Here is a 13956-nt window from a genome sequence, read left to right as displayed (position 1 = left end):
ACGCGGCGAATCAGTCGTCGATACGGCGGAAAACCAGCGAACTATTGGTGCCGCCGAATCCAAAGGAGTTGCTTAAAGCAACTTTTACGGATGCTTTTCGCGCTTTGAGGGGCACATAATCCAGGTCACAGCCCTCGCCGGCCTGATCCAGATTGATCGTGGGCGGCAAAATGCCGTGATAAAGCGCGAGCGCCGTAAAAATGGCTTCCACCCCCCCCGCGGCACCCAGAAGATGGCCTGTCATCGACTTGGTGGAACTCATGGCCAATCGCTGCGCGTGTTCGCCGAATACGGTATGTACCGCATCGGTCTCCGACCGATCTCCCAGCGGGGTGGATGTCCCGTGCGCGTTGATATACCCCACCATTTCGGGCGACACCGAGGCGTTACGCAGTGCAACCCGCATGCAACGGGCGGCACCTTCCCCACCCGGGGCGGGTTGGGTCATATGGTAAGCATCGGAGCTCATGCCGTAGCCGGCCAACTCTGCGTAGATCCGTGCGCCACGACGCCGGGCAAATTCATATTCTTCGAGAATGAGAACGCCCGCGCCCTCGCCCAGCACGAAACCATCCCGATCCTTATCCCAGGGGCGGCTCGCTCTCTCAGGATCGGCGTTGCGCGTAGAGAGCGCCCGCGCCGCACAAAACCCACCCAACCCCAAAGGGCTGACAGCCGCCTCAGCTCCGCCGGCAATCATGACATCGGCGTCGCCATACTCGATGAGCCGCGCCGCCTCGCCGATGGAATGTGTGCCAGTGGAACATGCCGTCGCCATGGCGATGTTGGGCCCTTTGGCGCCATACATGATGGAAACGTGCCCCGACACCATATTGACGATGCAACGAGGAATAAAGAACGGCGAGATCCGGCGGGGGCCGCTTTCCGTGACGACCTGATGCTCGGACTCGATGCCCGGCAGACCGCCAATACCACTGCCGATGGATACGCCCACCCGATCTGCAATATCCGCTCCAATCTGTAAACCAGAGTCTGCCACCGCTTCCATGGCCGCCGCGAGGCCGTAATGGATAAATAAATCCATCTTGCGGGCTTCCTTGGTCGGAATGTACTGACCAATATCGAAGCCACGGACTTCTCCTGCAATCTGGGAACTGTAGGCGGCAGGATCCAGGCGGGTAACCCGACCGATACCACTGCGTCCCTGGGTTATCGAATCCCACGCCGCGGGGATACCCACACCGACGGGCGACACAATCCCCAACCCCGTAATCACTACACGTCTCTTCAAACGCCCGATCTCCTCATCGTCTCGGTCAGGAAATGCTCAGGCATCTTTGGCTGGAATATGCGCAGACACATAGTCGATGGCCTGTTGCACGGTCGCGATCTTTTCCGCTTCTTCGTCGGGGATTTCACAGTCGAATTCTTCTTCCAGAGCCATCACCAGCTCCACGGTATCCAGCGAGTCGGCACCCAGATCATCAACAAAGGACGCCTCATTGGTGACTTCGTCTTCATTAACGCCCAACTGCTCTACCACGACCTTCTTTACACGATCTGCCACATTGTCCATTAGGAGAAGCTCCTCTGTTGGTGAAAAATTATTGTCGGCGAGATTGGACCACAGGGCATACAGTCCTGTAAAGCCACGAATGCATTACCCCATCCACATGCCGCCATTGACATGCAGAATTTGTCCGGTTACGTAACCTGCTTCCGGGCTCGCCAAATAAGCGACTGCAGCAGCCACATCGGCCACCGTCCCCAGCCTTCCCGCAGGAATCTGCTGCAGCAGAGTATCGCGCTGCGCTTCATTCAGCCCTTCGGTCATGTCGGTGCTGATAAAGCCTGGTGCCACACAATTGACGGTCACCTGCCGCGCCGCCACCTCTCTCGCCATGGCCCGGGTAAAACCCGCGACTCCCGCCTTGGCGGCTGCATAATTTGTCTGTCCGGCATTCCCCATCACCCCGACTATCGAAGTAATGTTGATGATCCGGCCAAAACGGGCTTTGAGCATATCGCGCACGCATAGCTTGCTCAAGCGGTATACCGCGCGCAGATTGGTCGCCATGACAGCATCCCAATCCTCATCTTTCATCCGCAGGAGCAACTGATCCCGGGTAATTCCCGCATTGTTCACCAGAATGGCCGGCGCGCCATGGGATGCCTGTATCTGCGCGAGCGTTGCGGACATGGCCGCGTCATCGGTCACATCCAGTGCCATCCCGGCGCCGTGGATACCCTGCGCCGCCAGATCGGCACTGATCCGTTCCGCACCGGCAGAGGTCGTTGCTGTGGCAACGACCCGCGCACCCTGCCTGCCGAGTACGTGCGCGATCTCCTGTCCGATGCCGCGGCTGCCACCTGTGACCAGGGCTAGCTGGCCCTCCAAAGATCCTGCCATCAGATCACCTCCAGGGCGGCCTTGAGGCTTTTGCCATCTTCGACGTGGAGCATGGTCAGGCTGGGCTCTATGCGTTTCCCCAGGCCCGACAGTACGCGCCCCGGACCCATTTCCACAAAGGTCATGGCCCCTGCCGGGCGAGGTGGCGAATCGTGTCTGTCCAGCGCACCGGCGAATATAACTGCCTGGCGAGTATGGCACGGATGGAGTCCGGCGTGTTGTGGCTTTGCACATCGGCGTTATGTACCACCATCGCCTTGGGGCTACGGAACTGCACGGATTCCAGCACAGACTGGAAACGTTCGGCGGCCGGCTCCATCAGGCTGCAATGACTGGGCACACTGACCGGAAGCAGGACAACGCGTTTGGCCCCGGCCGCACGTGCCGACTCCACCAGCCGCTCGACGGCCGCCTGATGACCTGCGGCCACCACCTGTCCCGGCGCGTTGAAATTGGCCGCAGCCAGCACTTCACCCCTTGCTTCCTGAGCACACAGCTGTTTCACTTCATCGTCGCCGAGACCGATGATGGCTGCCATGGCACCCACCCCCTCCGGCACCGCTTCCTGCATCAGGCGGCCCCGTTCCGCGACCAGACGTACAGCGTCCACAAAATCCACCGCATCCGCAACCACCAGAGCGGTGTATTCTCCCAGGGAATGCCCGGCGACAAAATCGGGAAAGATGCCACCTTCCTCTTCCCATACCCGATATACGGCATATCCGGCGGTTAGCATCACCGGCTGCGTCCAGCGGGTCTGGCTCAGTTTTTCGGAGGGCCCCTCCTGCGTAAGCAGCCATAGGTCCTCGCCCAACTGCGCAGAAGCTTCTTCAAAAACCTCTTTGACCAACGGATGACCGTTGGCCAGGTCGGCCAGCATATTCAAAGACTGCGAACCCTGACCCGGAAAAACAAAGGCGATAGAGCCGTGCAAGCGAACCTCCTCTCGATACAAATTGGTATGCAGGGCTTTCAGCCCCAACGCAGGAGCGCTGATCCCCAGGTAAAACCACCCCCGAATGCTTCCAGCAGAAGCCGTTGCCGCGGCTGAAAACAACCGCGTCGCGCGGCTTCATCCAAGGCTAAAGGTACCGAAGCCGCAGAAGTATTACCATGATGTTCCACCGTCGTCACCACCCGCTCCATAGGCAGGCCCAGCTTATCGGCCGTCGCCTGGATAATGCGGATATTGGCCTGATGTGGAACCAGCCAGTCGATTTCTGCGGGTGTCAGGGCATTTGCCGCGAGCGTTTCCTGTACAATCTCACCCAGGGTACGCACCGCCACGCGGAATACTGCGTTACCCTGCATGGTGATCCGTGCCTCCCCGTCGGGGACCTGCAGCAAGTCGGCATAGGCACCGTCGGCATGGATGTGTGTGGAGATAATACCGGGTTGATCACTAGCACTGAGTACCACAGCCCCGGCGCCATCCCCAAAAAGAATACAGGTCCCGCGATCCGTCCAGTCAACGATATGGGACATGCTCTCCACACCAACCACCAGCGCATGTCTAGCCCCACCGCTGCGAATGAAGCGATCGGCAGTCGCCAGCGCATAGATGAAACCGGTGCAAACCGCCTGGATGTCGAAGGCCGGCGCACCCCGGTTGCCCAGGCGGGCTTGCAGCAGGCAGGCGGTACTGGGGAATATCTGATCTGGAGTGGTCGTCGCCACGATAATCAGGTCCAGATCTGCCGCCTTCAGACCTGCGTCGGCCAGTGCCTGGCGCGCTGCCGCTTCCGCCATGTCTACGGTCTTTTCGCCGGGAGCTGCGATATGCCGGGAGCGGATGCCGGTACGGGCGAATATCCAGGCGTCGCTGGTCTCTACCATCTGCTCCAGATCGCGGTTGCTGAGAATACGTTCCGGCAGATAGCCGCCAGTGGCGACAATACGGCTGTAAATAGGTTTCACGCGCTGTTTCGCACCGTCGGATCGAGATTCTCCTGGATCACTTCGGCAATATGCAGGGTCAGGCGATGTTTGGCCTCGGCGATCGCTACTTTCACCGCGCAGGCAAAGGCAAAACGATCCGCATTCCCGTGGCTCTTGATGACGATCCCGTTCAACCCCAGCAGCGTGGCGCCGTTGTATTGACGGGAATCCAGGCGGCGGCGCAGGCGTTGCAGAATGGGACGATTGGTTAGATAAGCAATACGCCCATACCAGCCATGGGTATAGCTGGCGCGCAGTTCGTGACTGATCATCGTTGCCAGTCCCTCTGAGGTCTTGAGCGCCACATTACCCACGAAGCCGTCACAAACCACCACATCCGCGACTCCCTTGTAAATATCGGAACCCTCTACATTGCCGATGAAATTCAGCCTGGCGGCACGCAACAGAAGTGCCGCCTCTTTGACCTGCTCATTGCCCTTGATCTCTTCAGAGCCGATGTTGAGCAGGGCGACGCGCGGCCTGGTCACACCCATGACCCGCTCAGCGAGTATCGAGCCCATTACCGCGAACTGCAGGAGATGTTCCGGGCGACAATCCACATTTGCACCCAGATCCAGTGCGAGGAAACGCCCTGTGGTCGTCGGCAGAAAAGCGGCAATGGCCGGCCGGTCAATTCCGGGAATGGTGCGAAGGAACACTTTCCCAAGTGCCATAAGGGCACCGGTGTTGCCTGCACTGACTACAGCATCGGCGTGCCCTTCCCGCACCAGACTGATGGCGACATGCATAGACGAATCCCTTTTGCTCCTCAGGGCCTGGGACGGCGTCTCATCCATTGCCACCACCTGGCTGGCGTGGTGCACGACGACCTGATCCGATCGGTGGAGGTGTGCTTTCTCCAACTCCGTCTGAAGGGAAACCGTATCACCGACTAGGTGAAATATGACATCGGGGTGATCCTCGAGCAGATCACGGATGGCAAGCACCACTGTCGACGGGCCGGAATCGCCACTCATGGCATCTACCGCAATATGCGGCATCGCGAAATCTCCGAGACGCTCTGGCGCGGCAACCTGGTCAGGCTTCGACCGCCTTCTTCACGATCTCGCGACCTTTATAGAAACCACATTCGGGGCATACATGATGGGGCAGTTTGGCTGCTCCGCAGTTGGCGCATACGGAACGGTTTACCGTTACTAAAAAATCGTGGGCGCGCCGCATATCACGACGTGAACGGGAAGTTTTACTTTGTGGAACGGCCATGACTCAATTCTCCAATCTGTATCAAGATGTACTGTGCTTCACTTTACAACCATTGACGGCTCAAGCCCGGTAACCGGACAAACACCCGACTTCCAATCCTCGCAGCGCGGAATCATAGGCAGAGCTAGCAGCACTTCGTCCTCCAGCCAGCTTTGCTGAGCGACAACCCCGTCTTCCGCAAGTACCAATTCCAGATCAGGGTCCAGCGCGGTCACCGCAGACTCTTGCTCTGCCAATCCGCTGTGTACCACCACGGAAAGTTGCAAGGGCATAGCACCCATGCAGCGTTCGCAGCGGATTTCACCGCGCAACTCTATACGGCCATCGGCGGTAACCACCTGCCCCCTGCGGACCAGATCAAGGCATACATGCACAGCCTGCACACTAGCTAGCGCCTCACCCAGGCGCAACCAGACGCGAAGATCGACATCGCCATCCAGCCGGTCACCATGGACAGATACCCGGGCAATTGGCAGGCTGGACGCTTTGGCGGAAAACATAAGCGCGGGATATTAGCGATCACAGCGTTGCAAGTAAAGACCTTGTCGGCCCCCCGGCGCCCCTTCCTGATTTTAATGTATAGAGCGCATCCTCCCTAATGGTCATCATGCGTGATCCCCGCCGCTGCCACTTCGGCGCCAAACAGCACACTGGCCCAGGCCATGTACAACCAGAGGAGAAAAACGGGAAAAGCGCCGAGTGCGCCATATAGGGTTTCGAAGGTTGAAAATTGCAGGTAACCAGCCAGCACCATCTTTGAAATCTCAAACAGAATGGCTGTGGACACACCGCCGAGAAAAACATCCTGCCAGCGCGTGGGCGCTGATGGCAGGATTTTGTAGAGTAGCCCCATCATCACTGTAACCACTAGAAAGGTGAGTACATGGCCCAGAACCGGGGGCAGCAGGGGAATATGCGCCAGGTAGAGCAGCAGGGGTTGCAGGGGGCCCAAGAGAGGCAGAATGAGCGCAATACTGAGCGGACCAGCCACAAGCATCGCCATGTAACGCAAAATACGGCACCACAGGCAGGTCGGCGTGACCCCCCAGATGGCGTTAAAATGCCGCTCCACCGCATGCAGCAGAAAAATCGCGGTGATGCCCAATCCCAGCACCCCAAACAAACCCATTTGCGCGCCACGCGCCGCGAGGCTGTTTACCTGACGCAGAATCGCCCCTCCAGCCTGGGGGACAAAACTGCGTAAAACCAGATCATCCACCTGAGCACGGTGGAGCAGACTGAATCCTACCAGGTTCCACAGGCTGAATCCGAGAACCGCCAATGGTATCAGGCCAAAGAGCGTGGTATAAGCCAGCAACCCCGCGCGGTCGATACAGTCATCGTTCCAGAAACCATGCCATGCTCTGAATACCCGGTAGAACATACGCTGCCAGCAACCGTTTTGCTCTGCAGGGGCCGGGCGCAGCGCTTTATTCTTCTGACGAAAGCACCGGCGCACGGGCATTTTCCCCGACCCCGACGTCATGGCTTCTCTGCACCCAGGCAAAGGCGTATGAAAGGAATGGTCACTTCTCGCTGATGCTCCCAGCTTCCGGCGTCCAGCACAGTTAACAAGCCCTCCAGTGTAGAGGGATCGCGAGCATGATGACGTAACAGATAATGTGCGGCCTCAACACCTATCTGCAGGCCCCGGCGCTGCGCCATTTCCTGCAGAATAGCCACTCTTTCCGTGTCATCGGGCAGGCGCAGTGCGACTTGCAGGCAGGCGCTCGCCCTGCTGGCCCAGTCGGGAAGTGCCCAGTCCAGGAAGCGGGGTGCCGCGCGACCGGCAAGGAGCATCGGCCGCCCATTACTCATGCGCTCATTGTACAGGTCGAATAAAAAAGTTTCCTTATCGCGCTGACCGGCCCAGGCCTCGATATTATCCAGACACAACAGGGGGGCTGCCACGAGGCTGGAGAACCCCTCAAAATCCTTTATCCTGTTGAATAGGTGGGGGACATCTCCACAATCCATATACGGTGTCCAGCCGGCAAGCGCCGCGGCCGCCCCCAGCAGCAAATGACTTTTACCGACCCCGCCCGGGCCATAAAGGTAAAGACATAGGCTTTGTGGTTCAGCCACGAGGTTCAACACTGCACGCAGTGCCGCCGCGTTGGGACAGGGGTAATACCCCTCTAGGGTTGCGGGCGCCTGCACGCCCAAGGGGAGAATGCGCTGTCGGGTCCCCATCATGATTGGCCGGAAGCCCTGTCCTGGGCAATGGCCTTGCGACTCCATACCCAGACATATTGCCCCCCGACGCAACGGCCGTAACGAATACCAGGACAAAGACCGGCAGTAGCGGCATCCGCCAGCGGCTGGACGCCTCGAACAGCACTAGCACAATGACGACAAATTGTAACGCGGTGTTCCATTTCGACAGCAGCGTCGGGTGGATAGTGAATTTTCCGATCAGCAGCAGGTAGAGCAGACCGCCACCCACGATCAACAGGTCCCGAGAGATAACGGCGACTGTCAGCCACAGTGGAATGCGCTGCAACCAGGTCAGCGTGATAACCGTCGTGACTACAAGCAATTTGTCCGCCACCGGGTCGAGAACGGCACCCAGACGGGTCTGGAGATGGTAATGACGGGCTATCCAGCCATCCAACGCGTCGGTAACCGCTGCCGCAAAAAAAATGACCAATGCCACGGCGAAAAAACCCCTCGCCAGTGCATAGAAAATTACCGGCACCAGAAAGAGCCGCAGCAAGGTCAACAGGTTCGGCAGGTTCATGACCGTGAAGCTAGGCAAGGGCGCGGCGGCTGTCAAGAACAATCGGGGGCAATACAGGTTCAAACGACCGGCAGGTCGTTTGCAGACGGAATGCCCACTGACTACAATCAAGGCAGTATTGGTTCAGTTCTAAACTTGAAATCAGGAGAATGACGAATGTCCGAATATAGCGTGCGCGAAGAATTGAAGCCCGGCGGCTTGGATGGCATCTCCGATGCCCAAATTACGGATCACTGGGGCCTTTATGTCGGTTATGTCAACCAGAGCAATGCGTTGCACAAAGAGCTGGCAGAAATGCGGGCGGCGGGTAAAACCGGTTCCCTCGCCTATGCAGATCGCCGTAGGCGCTTTGGCTTTGAGTATAACGGCATGGTTTTACATGAGTATTATTTTGCGCAACTGAAGCCGGGCAGCAGCATCGATCAGGCCCCCGGCTTCAAGGCAGCGGTCACGGAACAGTTTGGCAGTGCTGAGGTATGGCACGAAGATCTGGTGTCTGCCGCCAAGAGCCGGAGCGTTGGTTGGGCCATCGCCTATTATGATGGCACTACCGGTCAGATCAACAACCACTTCGTTCAGCTCCACGAGGACGGTAACGTGAGTGGTTTCGTGCCGCTGGTTATCGTCGATGTCTTCGAGCACGCCTACATGGTGGACTGGAAGGCACTTGGCCGCGCGGATTACCTGGCAGCCGTTCACAAAAACATGAACTGGGGCGTGGTGGAAGCGCGCTTCCAGGCCGCCCGGAGTGGTCAGATTTTCAAGCGCTTCTGACCACCGGTAGGAATCCGGTCCGAAAAGAGCGGTTCGCCGCTCTTTTTTATTGGGTCGCGCCTGGGTGAGGATCCCCGATTCCACCTTTGACAGGCGCCAGATGCCCTCATACCATGAGCCAAACCCCATTGAGGAAGTCACCGTGGACACCCCAAAGCCTTTGACCTATCGCAGTGCTGGCGTGAATATCGACGCTGGCAACGCATTGGTGGACCGTATCAAACCTCTTGCCAGAAGTACCCACCGCCCCGGTGTACTGGGCGGTATCGGTGGTTTCGGCGGATTATTCGCCCTACCCGGCGGCTATCGTGAACCGGTACTGGTGTCGGGCACCGATGGGGTAGGTACCAAGCTGTTGCTGGCCTTGGAAGCCAACCGACATGACCATATCGGTATCGACCTGGTCGCCATGTGTGTCAACGATATCCTCGTTTCCGGTGCCGAACCCCTGTGGTTTCTCGATTACTATGCCTGCGGGCAGTTGGACAATGTCGTGGCGGAAGCGGTCATTTCCGGGGTGGCTGAAGGCTGCCGCCAGGCTGGCTGTGCTTTGCTGGGTGGCGAAACGGCGGAAATGCCCGGCATGTACCCGGCCGGACATTATGATCTTGCCGGCTTTGCGGTGGGTGTCGTGGAGAAGTCCGCCATCCTGACGGGTGCCGCTTGCGAGGAAGGCGATGCGGTAATCGGCATCGCCTCGTCCGGGCCACACAGCAACGGTTATTCGCTGATTCGGGAAATACTGGTGCACAGTGGTGCCCACGCCCATGTCCAGATCAATGGTGAACCGCTGGTGGATCTGCTGCTACAGCCAACCCGGATCTACGTCAAGGCCATTCAGGCGTTGCATCAGGCGGTTACCATACGCGCCCTCTCCCACATCACCGGCGGCGGACTGGTGGAAAATCTGCCCCGTTCACTGCCTGCAGCGCTTGCCGCCCATATCGACCCCAAAGCCTGGCAACTGCCGCCCATTTTTCAATGGCTGCAGGAACAGGGGCAGGTCTCCACGGAGGAGATGCGACGGGTCTTCAACATTGGTATCGGCATGGTAGCGATCGTACCCTGGGACTCCAGGCAGGCGGCAGTAGAGTCTTTGGCAGCGCATGGCGAGCAGGCCTTCGTTGCTGGGCAGCTGGTGCCACGCCGGGACGGTGAGGGAGTACGTTTTCTTGACTAAAAGGCTGGTGATTCTGGTTTCCGGCCGGGGAAGCAATCTGCAGAGCATCCTTGCAGCTTGCCGTAGCGGGCAGATACCGGACACCCGTGTCGTAGCCGTCGTCAGTAACCGTCCAGCCGCCGGCGCGCTGGAGTTGGCGGTGCTGGCGGGCATTCCTGCCCTTACGGTCGACCATCGCGATTATGGGACCCGAGTGGATTTCGAGGCCGCACTGCAAAGGCAGATTGACGACTACGCCCCGGATGTAGTGGCATTGGCGGGGTTCATGCGTCAGCTCACGCCCGCTTTCGTTCAGCATTATGAGGGCAGGATGCTGAATGTTCATCCTTCCCTGCTTCCTGCCTTTCCCGGCCTGCATACCCATGCCCGGGCGCTGGAGCAGGGTGTGTTATGGCATGGTGCCAGCGTCCATTTCGTGACATCAGCGCTGGATGCCGGTCCGGCCATCATTCAGGCAGCGGTAGCAGTGCTGCCGGAAGACGACGAGCAATCTCTTGCTGCCCGCGTGCTTGATGCGGAACATCGTATTTATCCGCAGGCGCTGGCGTGGTTGCTGACCGGCCGCGTGGCCTACGCCGCAGGGCGCGCCCAGTGGCGAGATCCGCCAGAGACGGCCATGCGCGAGGCCATTGCCCCCTCTCTGGAGAGTTTCTCATGAGCAAAGATGTTGGCTTGGTGATCATCGGCACAGAGATACTCTCCGGCAAACGGGAAGACCGTCATGTTGTCCGCAGCCGCCAGCAATTGGCACGACGCGGCTATGGCATAGCGTGGTGCCTGATCATACCCGATATCCGGAATATCCTGCTGAGCCAGCTGCGCTGGGCCATGGCACAGCCCCTGCCGTTTTTCTCCTTCGGCGGCTTGGGGGCGACACCCGATGACCTGACCCGCGATTGCGCCGCGGCGGCGGCCGACGTTGCCTTGTCCCGGCACCCCGAAGCGGAGGAATGGATTCGTCGGCAGTATGGCGAAAAGGCAGAGCCGGTACGGATCCGAATGGCCGATCTGCCCGCCGGGGCCAAGCTGATTCCCAACCCCGTCAATAATGTGCCTGGATTTTCCGTGGGTAACGGGCATTTCTTTCCGGGATTTCCGCAGATGGCAGAACCTATGAGCGATTGGGTGATCGAGCAGTATTTTCCGCCCATAGTGGCTGACGTGGAGGCCCGAATTCTGTTACCCCATGCGCGGGAGGGCGATCTGGTCCCCCTCATGGAGAGTTTCTGCGTTGCCCATCCGGAAGTTCGTTTCTCCAGCCTGCCCAGTTTCAAGACGGATGGTCCGCAAATCGAGCTCGGTGTGGCAGGACGGGAGTACGATGTTCAGGCCGCCACCTACGACCTGAAGGCCCGTCTGGAACGGATGGGCCTCGAAGTCCGGGATCTGGGCCTCCCGGAATCGTAATCAAACAGACGAGGGCCTACTGGTGGTTTTGCTGACAGGTACCTGCAAACTGGGGAGGCCACCGTCATAATGAACTAGACTTTCCCATATGGAGGTGTCCAGTGATCATTCAATACGCTGATCTGTTGACCATCGGTGCTGGAGGCGGCGCTTATCCTGCCGCATTTCGGCTGGCCAGGGCGGGACGTTCTGTAGTTATGGTGGATCCCAAGGGGGTAATGAGCGGAAACTGCCTTTACGAGGGTTGCGTACCTTCTAAAGCCATTCGGGAAACCGCCGAAATCTACCAGTCGCAGCGACGCTTTGCCGAACGAGGTCTGCCCGGGACCATTACCGTCGACTTCGCAAAAATCATGGCGCACAAGGACAGCATCCAGTCGCGGCGCTATCAGCAACACGCCGCAGACTTGGCCGCCACACCGAATATTCAGATGATTCAGGGAGAAGCACGGTTTATCACCCCTCACGAAGTGGCCGTCGATACGGCGGACGGCGAACGGCGACTCCGGTGTGCCCAGGTGATCATTGCCAGCGGCTCCGATGTATTCGTCCCCCGGTTCCGGGATCCGAGTTCTGCCTTACCAGCCATGATCTGTATAAACCTGACCCCATCCTCAAAACCCTGCCGGAGCGGATGATCGTCATCGGTGGCGGTTATATCGGTCTGGAAACGGCCACGTTCTTCGCTGCCCTGGGCACCAGGGTCACGCTGCTTCAGAGAGGTGGGCAACTTCTCAACGGTATGGATCCGGGTATGGTGGCAGTGCTAACGCCGTTGCTGGATCCGTCTATTCACATTCTCACCGGTATAGACGTGACGGCAGTCGAGGTAACCCCTGAGGGAGGGCGGCGCGTACATTACACCCGTGGAGAAGAGGACGACACCATCGATGGCGACGTAGTGCTGATGGCCGTGGGCAGGCGTCCCGTCATTCCTGCGGGCGCCGCCGAAATCGGTATTACCGTGACACGAAAGGGTGTGGCTGTGGGAGCGGACCTGCAGACGGCCCATCCCCATATTTATGCCTGTGGTGATGTAAACGGCCGCGTACCTTTATTCCACGCCGCCGTGCGCCAGTCCATGGTGGCTGCACACAATATTCTCGGTGGCAATATTCCCATGGATTATGCGGATTTCCGTCATATACCCACCACCATCTTCACCCTGCCGGCGGCCGCCTATGTAGGCATTACCCCTGCCCTGGCGGAAGCGCAGGGTATACCGTTGCAGATCGGCCGCTATGACTTTGAGGAAGATTCCCGGGCGCAGATTCTGGAACGCATGGAAGGTGGCATTCAACTGTTTTTCGCTGCGGACAGCCTGCGCCTGCTAGGCGGTTGGGTGGTGGGGATCGATGCCGGTGCTCTTATCGGCCAGATCGGCACGGCCGCCGCCCACGGCCTCACCGCCTACGATCTGGCCCGCTTTGCGGACCAGCACCCAATGAGCGCCGAAGGCATCGGCAAGGCTGCGCGCAGCCTTTTTTAATACCACGTTATTCACCATTAAAAGGTACGCGTCATGACCAAGCACAAAGAAGAGAAGATCACGGAAAAACAACGCTACAAAGAAGAGTTACACCAACTGCAAATCGAGCTGGTCAAACTGCAGCGGCACATCATCAGCAAGAATGAAAAAATCCTGATTATTCTGGAAGGCCGCGACACGGCTGGCAAGGATGGCACCATCAAGCGCATTACGCAGCATCTCAGCCCTCGCGAAACCCGTATCGTTGCACTAAACAAGCCCTCTGACCGTGAAGAAAGTCAGTGGTATTTCCAGCGCTACACCCATTATTTGCCTTCCGCTGCCGAAATCGTGTTTTTCAACCGGAGCTGGTATAACCGCGCGGGCGTGGAAAAGGTCATGGGATTTTGCACCGATGCGCAATACGAGGAATTTTTTTCTGAAGTAACAGATTATGAAGGTATGCTGGTGCGCTCGGGTATCCATTTTTTTAAAATTTACCTGGATATTTCCCGGAACGAGCAAAAAAAGCGCCTGGAGGCACGCAAAGACGATCCGCTCAAGCAGTGGAAAACCAGTCCTATCGATGAGCAGGCGGTGAAACACTGGAAGGATTACAGCAGCGCGCGCAATGCCATGTTTGCGCGTACCCACACCAGCTTCACGCCCTGGACCGTTGTAACTGCAGACGACAAGAAAGCCGCGCGCCTGCAGATCATCAAATGGCTGTTGAGTCACCTGGATTATGCAGACAAGGATGTCAGCCTGACCTTACCCGATCAAACCATCATCTTCGGCTATGACCCGCTCTGCCTGGACAACGGGATGATCAAGGCATAAGCCGGATACATGTG

The 13956-nt window shown here is 58.4% G+C and carries 15 protein-coding genes and 2 pseudogenes; 6 read left to right on the top strand and 11 right to left on the bottom strand.

Going from position 1 to position 13956, the window contains the following annotated elements; genetic code table 11:
* Positions 1–10: 10 nt before the first annotated feature.
* The 11 genes and pseudogenes from fabF to AFERRID_RS14270 all read right to left on the bottom strand — a co-directional run bounded on the left by fabF (position 11) and on the right by AFERRID_RS14270 (position 8273).
* The gene (gene fabF / locus AFERRID_RS14320) at positions 11–1252 is read right to left on the bottom strand and encodes a beta-ketoacyl-ACP synthase II (protein ID WP_113525617.1); all 1242 of its coding nucleotides are present in this window, start codon (positions 1250–1252) and stop codon (positions 11–13) included.
* 36 nt (positions 1253–1288) lie between these two features.
* Positions 1289–1537: an acyl carrier protein gene (gene acpP / locus AFERRID_RS14315; protein ID WP_009561355.1), complete on the bottom strand. Its 249-nt coding sequence runs from the start codon at positions 1535–1537 to the stop codon at positions 1289–1291.
* A gap of 84 nt (positions 1538–1621) precedes the next feature.
* Positions 1622–2371, bottom strand: a complete 750-nt coding sequence (gene fabG / locus AFERRID_RS14310; RefSeq protein WP_126605561.1) for a 3-oxoacyl-ACP reductase FabG — start codon at positions 2369–2371, stop codon at positions 1622–1624.
* Positions 2371–3305 (bottom strand): annotated as a pseudogene (gene fabD / locus AFERRID_RS14305) (ACP S-malonyltransferase). The gene fabG and the pseudogene fabD overlap by 1 nt, the downstream one beginning before the upstream one ends.
* Positions 3306–3343: 38 nt before the next feature.
* The gene (locus AFERRID_RS14300) at positions 3344–4288 is read right to left on the bottom strand and encodes a beta-ketoacyl-ACP synthase III (RefSeq protein WP_126605560.1); all 945 of its coding nucleotides are present in this window, start codon (positions 4286–4288) and stop codon (positions 3344–3346) included.
* Entirely contained in the window at positions 4285–5310 is a 1026-nt protein-coding gene (plsX, locus tag AFERRID_RS14295; RefSeq protein ID WP_126605559.1) for a phosphate acyltransferase PlsX, read from the bottom strand. The genes AFERRID_RS14300 and plsX overlap by 4 nt, the downstream gene beginning before the upstream one ends.
* A 37-nt stretch (positions 5311–5347) precedes the next feature.
* Positions 5348–5533 (bottom strand): 50S ribosomal protein L32, encoded by a 186-nt coding sequence (gene rpmF, locus AFERRID_RS14290; protein WP_012536832.1) that lies wholly within the window; start codon positions 5531–5533, stop codon positions 5348–5350.
* A gap of 38 nt (positions 5534–5571) precedes the next feature.
* Complete coding sequence (locus tag AFERRID_RS14285; protein WP_113525622.1) at positions 5572–6033, bottom strand: YceD family protein; 462 nt, start codon at positions 6031–6033, stop codon at positions 5572–5574.
* 95 nt (positions 6034–6128) lie between these two features.
* Positions 6129–7019: a YihY/virulence factor BrkB family protein gene (locus tag AFERRID_RS14280; RefSeq protein WP_113525623.1), complete on the bottom strand. Its 891-nt coding sequence runs from the start codon at positions 7017–7019 to the stop codon at positions 6129–6131.
* Complete coding sequence (gene hda, locus AFERRID_RS14275) at positions 7016–7726, bottom strand: DnaA regulatory inactivator Hda (protein WP_232028010.1); 711 nt, start codon at positions 7724–7726, stop codon at positions 7016–7018. Before hda ends, AFERRID_RS14280 begins: the two co-directional genes overlap by 4 nt.
* Entirely contained in the window at positions 7611–8273 is a 663-nt protein-coding gene (locus tag AFERRID_RS14270) for a CDP-alcohol phosphatidyltransferase family protein (RefSeq protein WP_232027621.1), read from the bottom strand. The genes hda and AFERRID_RS14270 overlap by 116 nt, the downstream gene beginning before the upstream one ends.
* Positions 8274–8429: 156 nt before the next feature.
* Between AFERRID_RS14270 and AFERRID_RS14265 the strand changes: the two genes are divergently transcribed.
* The 6 genes and pseudogenes from AFERRID_RS14265 to ppk2 all read left to right on the top strand — a co-directional run bounded on the left by AFERRID_RS14265 (position 8430) and on the right by ppk2 (position 13942).
* Positions 8430–9047, top strand: coding sequence for a superoxide dismutase (locus tag AFERRID_RS14265; protein WP_113525626.1), 618 nt, complete (start codon positions 8430–8432; stop codon positions 9045–9047).
* A gap of 142 nt (positions 9048–9189) precedes the next feature.
* Positions 9190–10227, top strand: coding sequence for a phosphoribosylformylglycinamidine cyclo-ligase (gene purM / locus AFERRID_RS14260; protein WP_126605558.1), 1038 nt, complete (start codon positions 9190–9192; stop codon positions 10225–10227).
* A complete protein-coding gene (purN, locus tag AFERRID_RS14255) occupies positions 10220–10885 on the top strand; it encodes a phosphoribosylglycinamide formyltransferase (protein ID WP_113525627.1) in 666 nt (221 codons plus the stop codon). Before purM ends, purN begins: the two co-directional genes overlap by 8 nt.
* Positions 10882–11634 carry a competence/damage-inducible protein A gene (locus tag AFERRID_RS14250; protein WP_126605557.1) on the top strand — a complete coding sequence of 251 codons (753 nt, stop codon included), beginning with the start codon at positions 10882–10884 and terminating at the stop codon, positions 11632–11634. Before purN ends, AFERRID_RS14250 begins: the two co-directional genes overlap by 4 nt.
* A gap of 101 nt (positions 11635–11735) precedes the next feature.
* Positions 11736–13123 (top strand): annotated as a pseudogene (locus AFERRID_RS14245) (dihydrolipoyl dehydrogenase).
* Positions 13124–13156: 33 nt separating this feature from the next.
* A complete protein-coding gene (gene ppk2, locus AFERRID_RS14240) occupies positions 13157–13942 on the top strand; it encodes a polyphosphate kinase 2 (protein ID WP_113525630.1) in 786 nt (261 codons plus the stop codon).
* The last annotated feature ends 14 nt before the right edge of the window (positions 13943–13956 follow it).

It is taken from the genome of Acidithiobacillus ferridurans (assembly GCF_003966655.1).
In the GTDB taxonomy this organism is placed as follows: Bacteria; Pseudomonadota; Gammaproteobacteria; order Acidithiobacillales; family Acidithiobacillaceae; genus Acidithiobacillus; species Acidithiobacillus ferridurans.
This window is presented reverse-complemented; position numbering and strand designations above follow the sequence as displayed.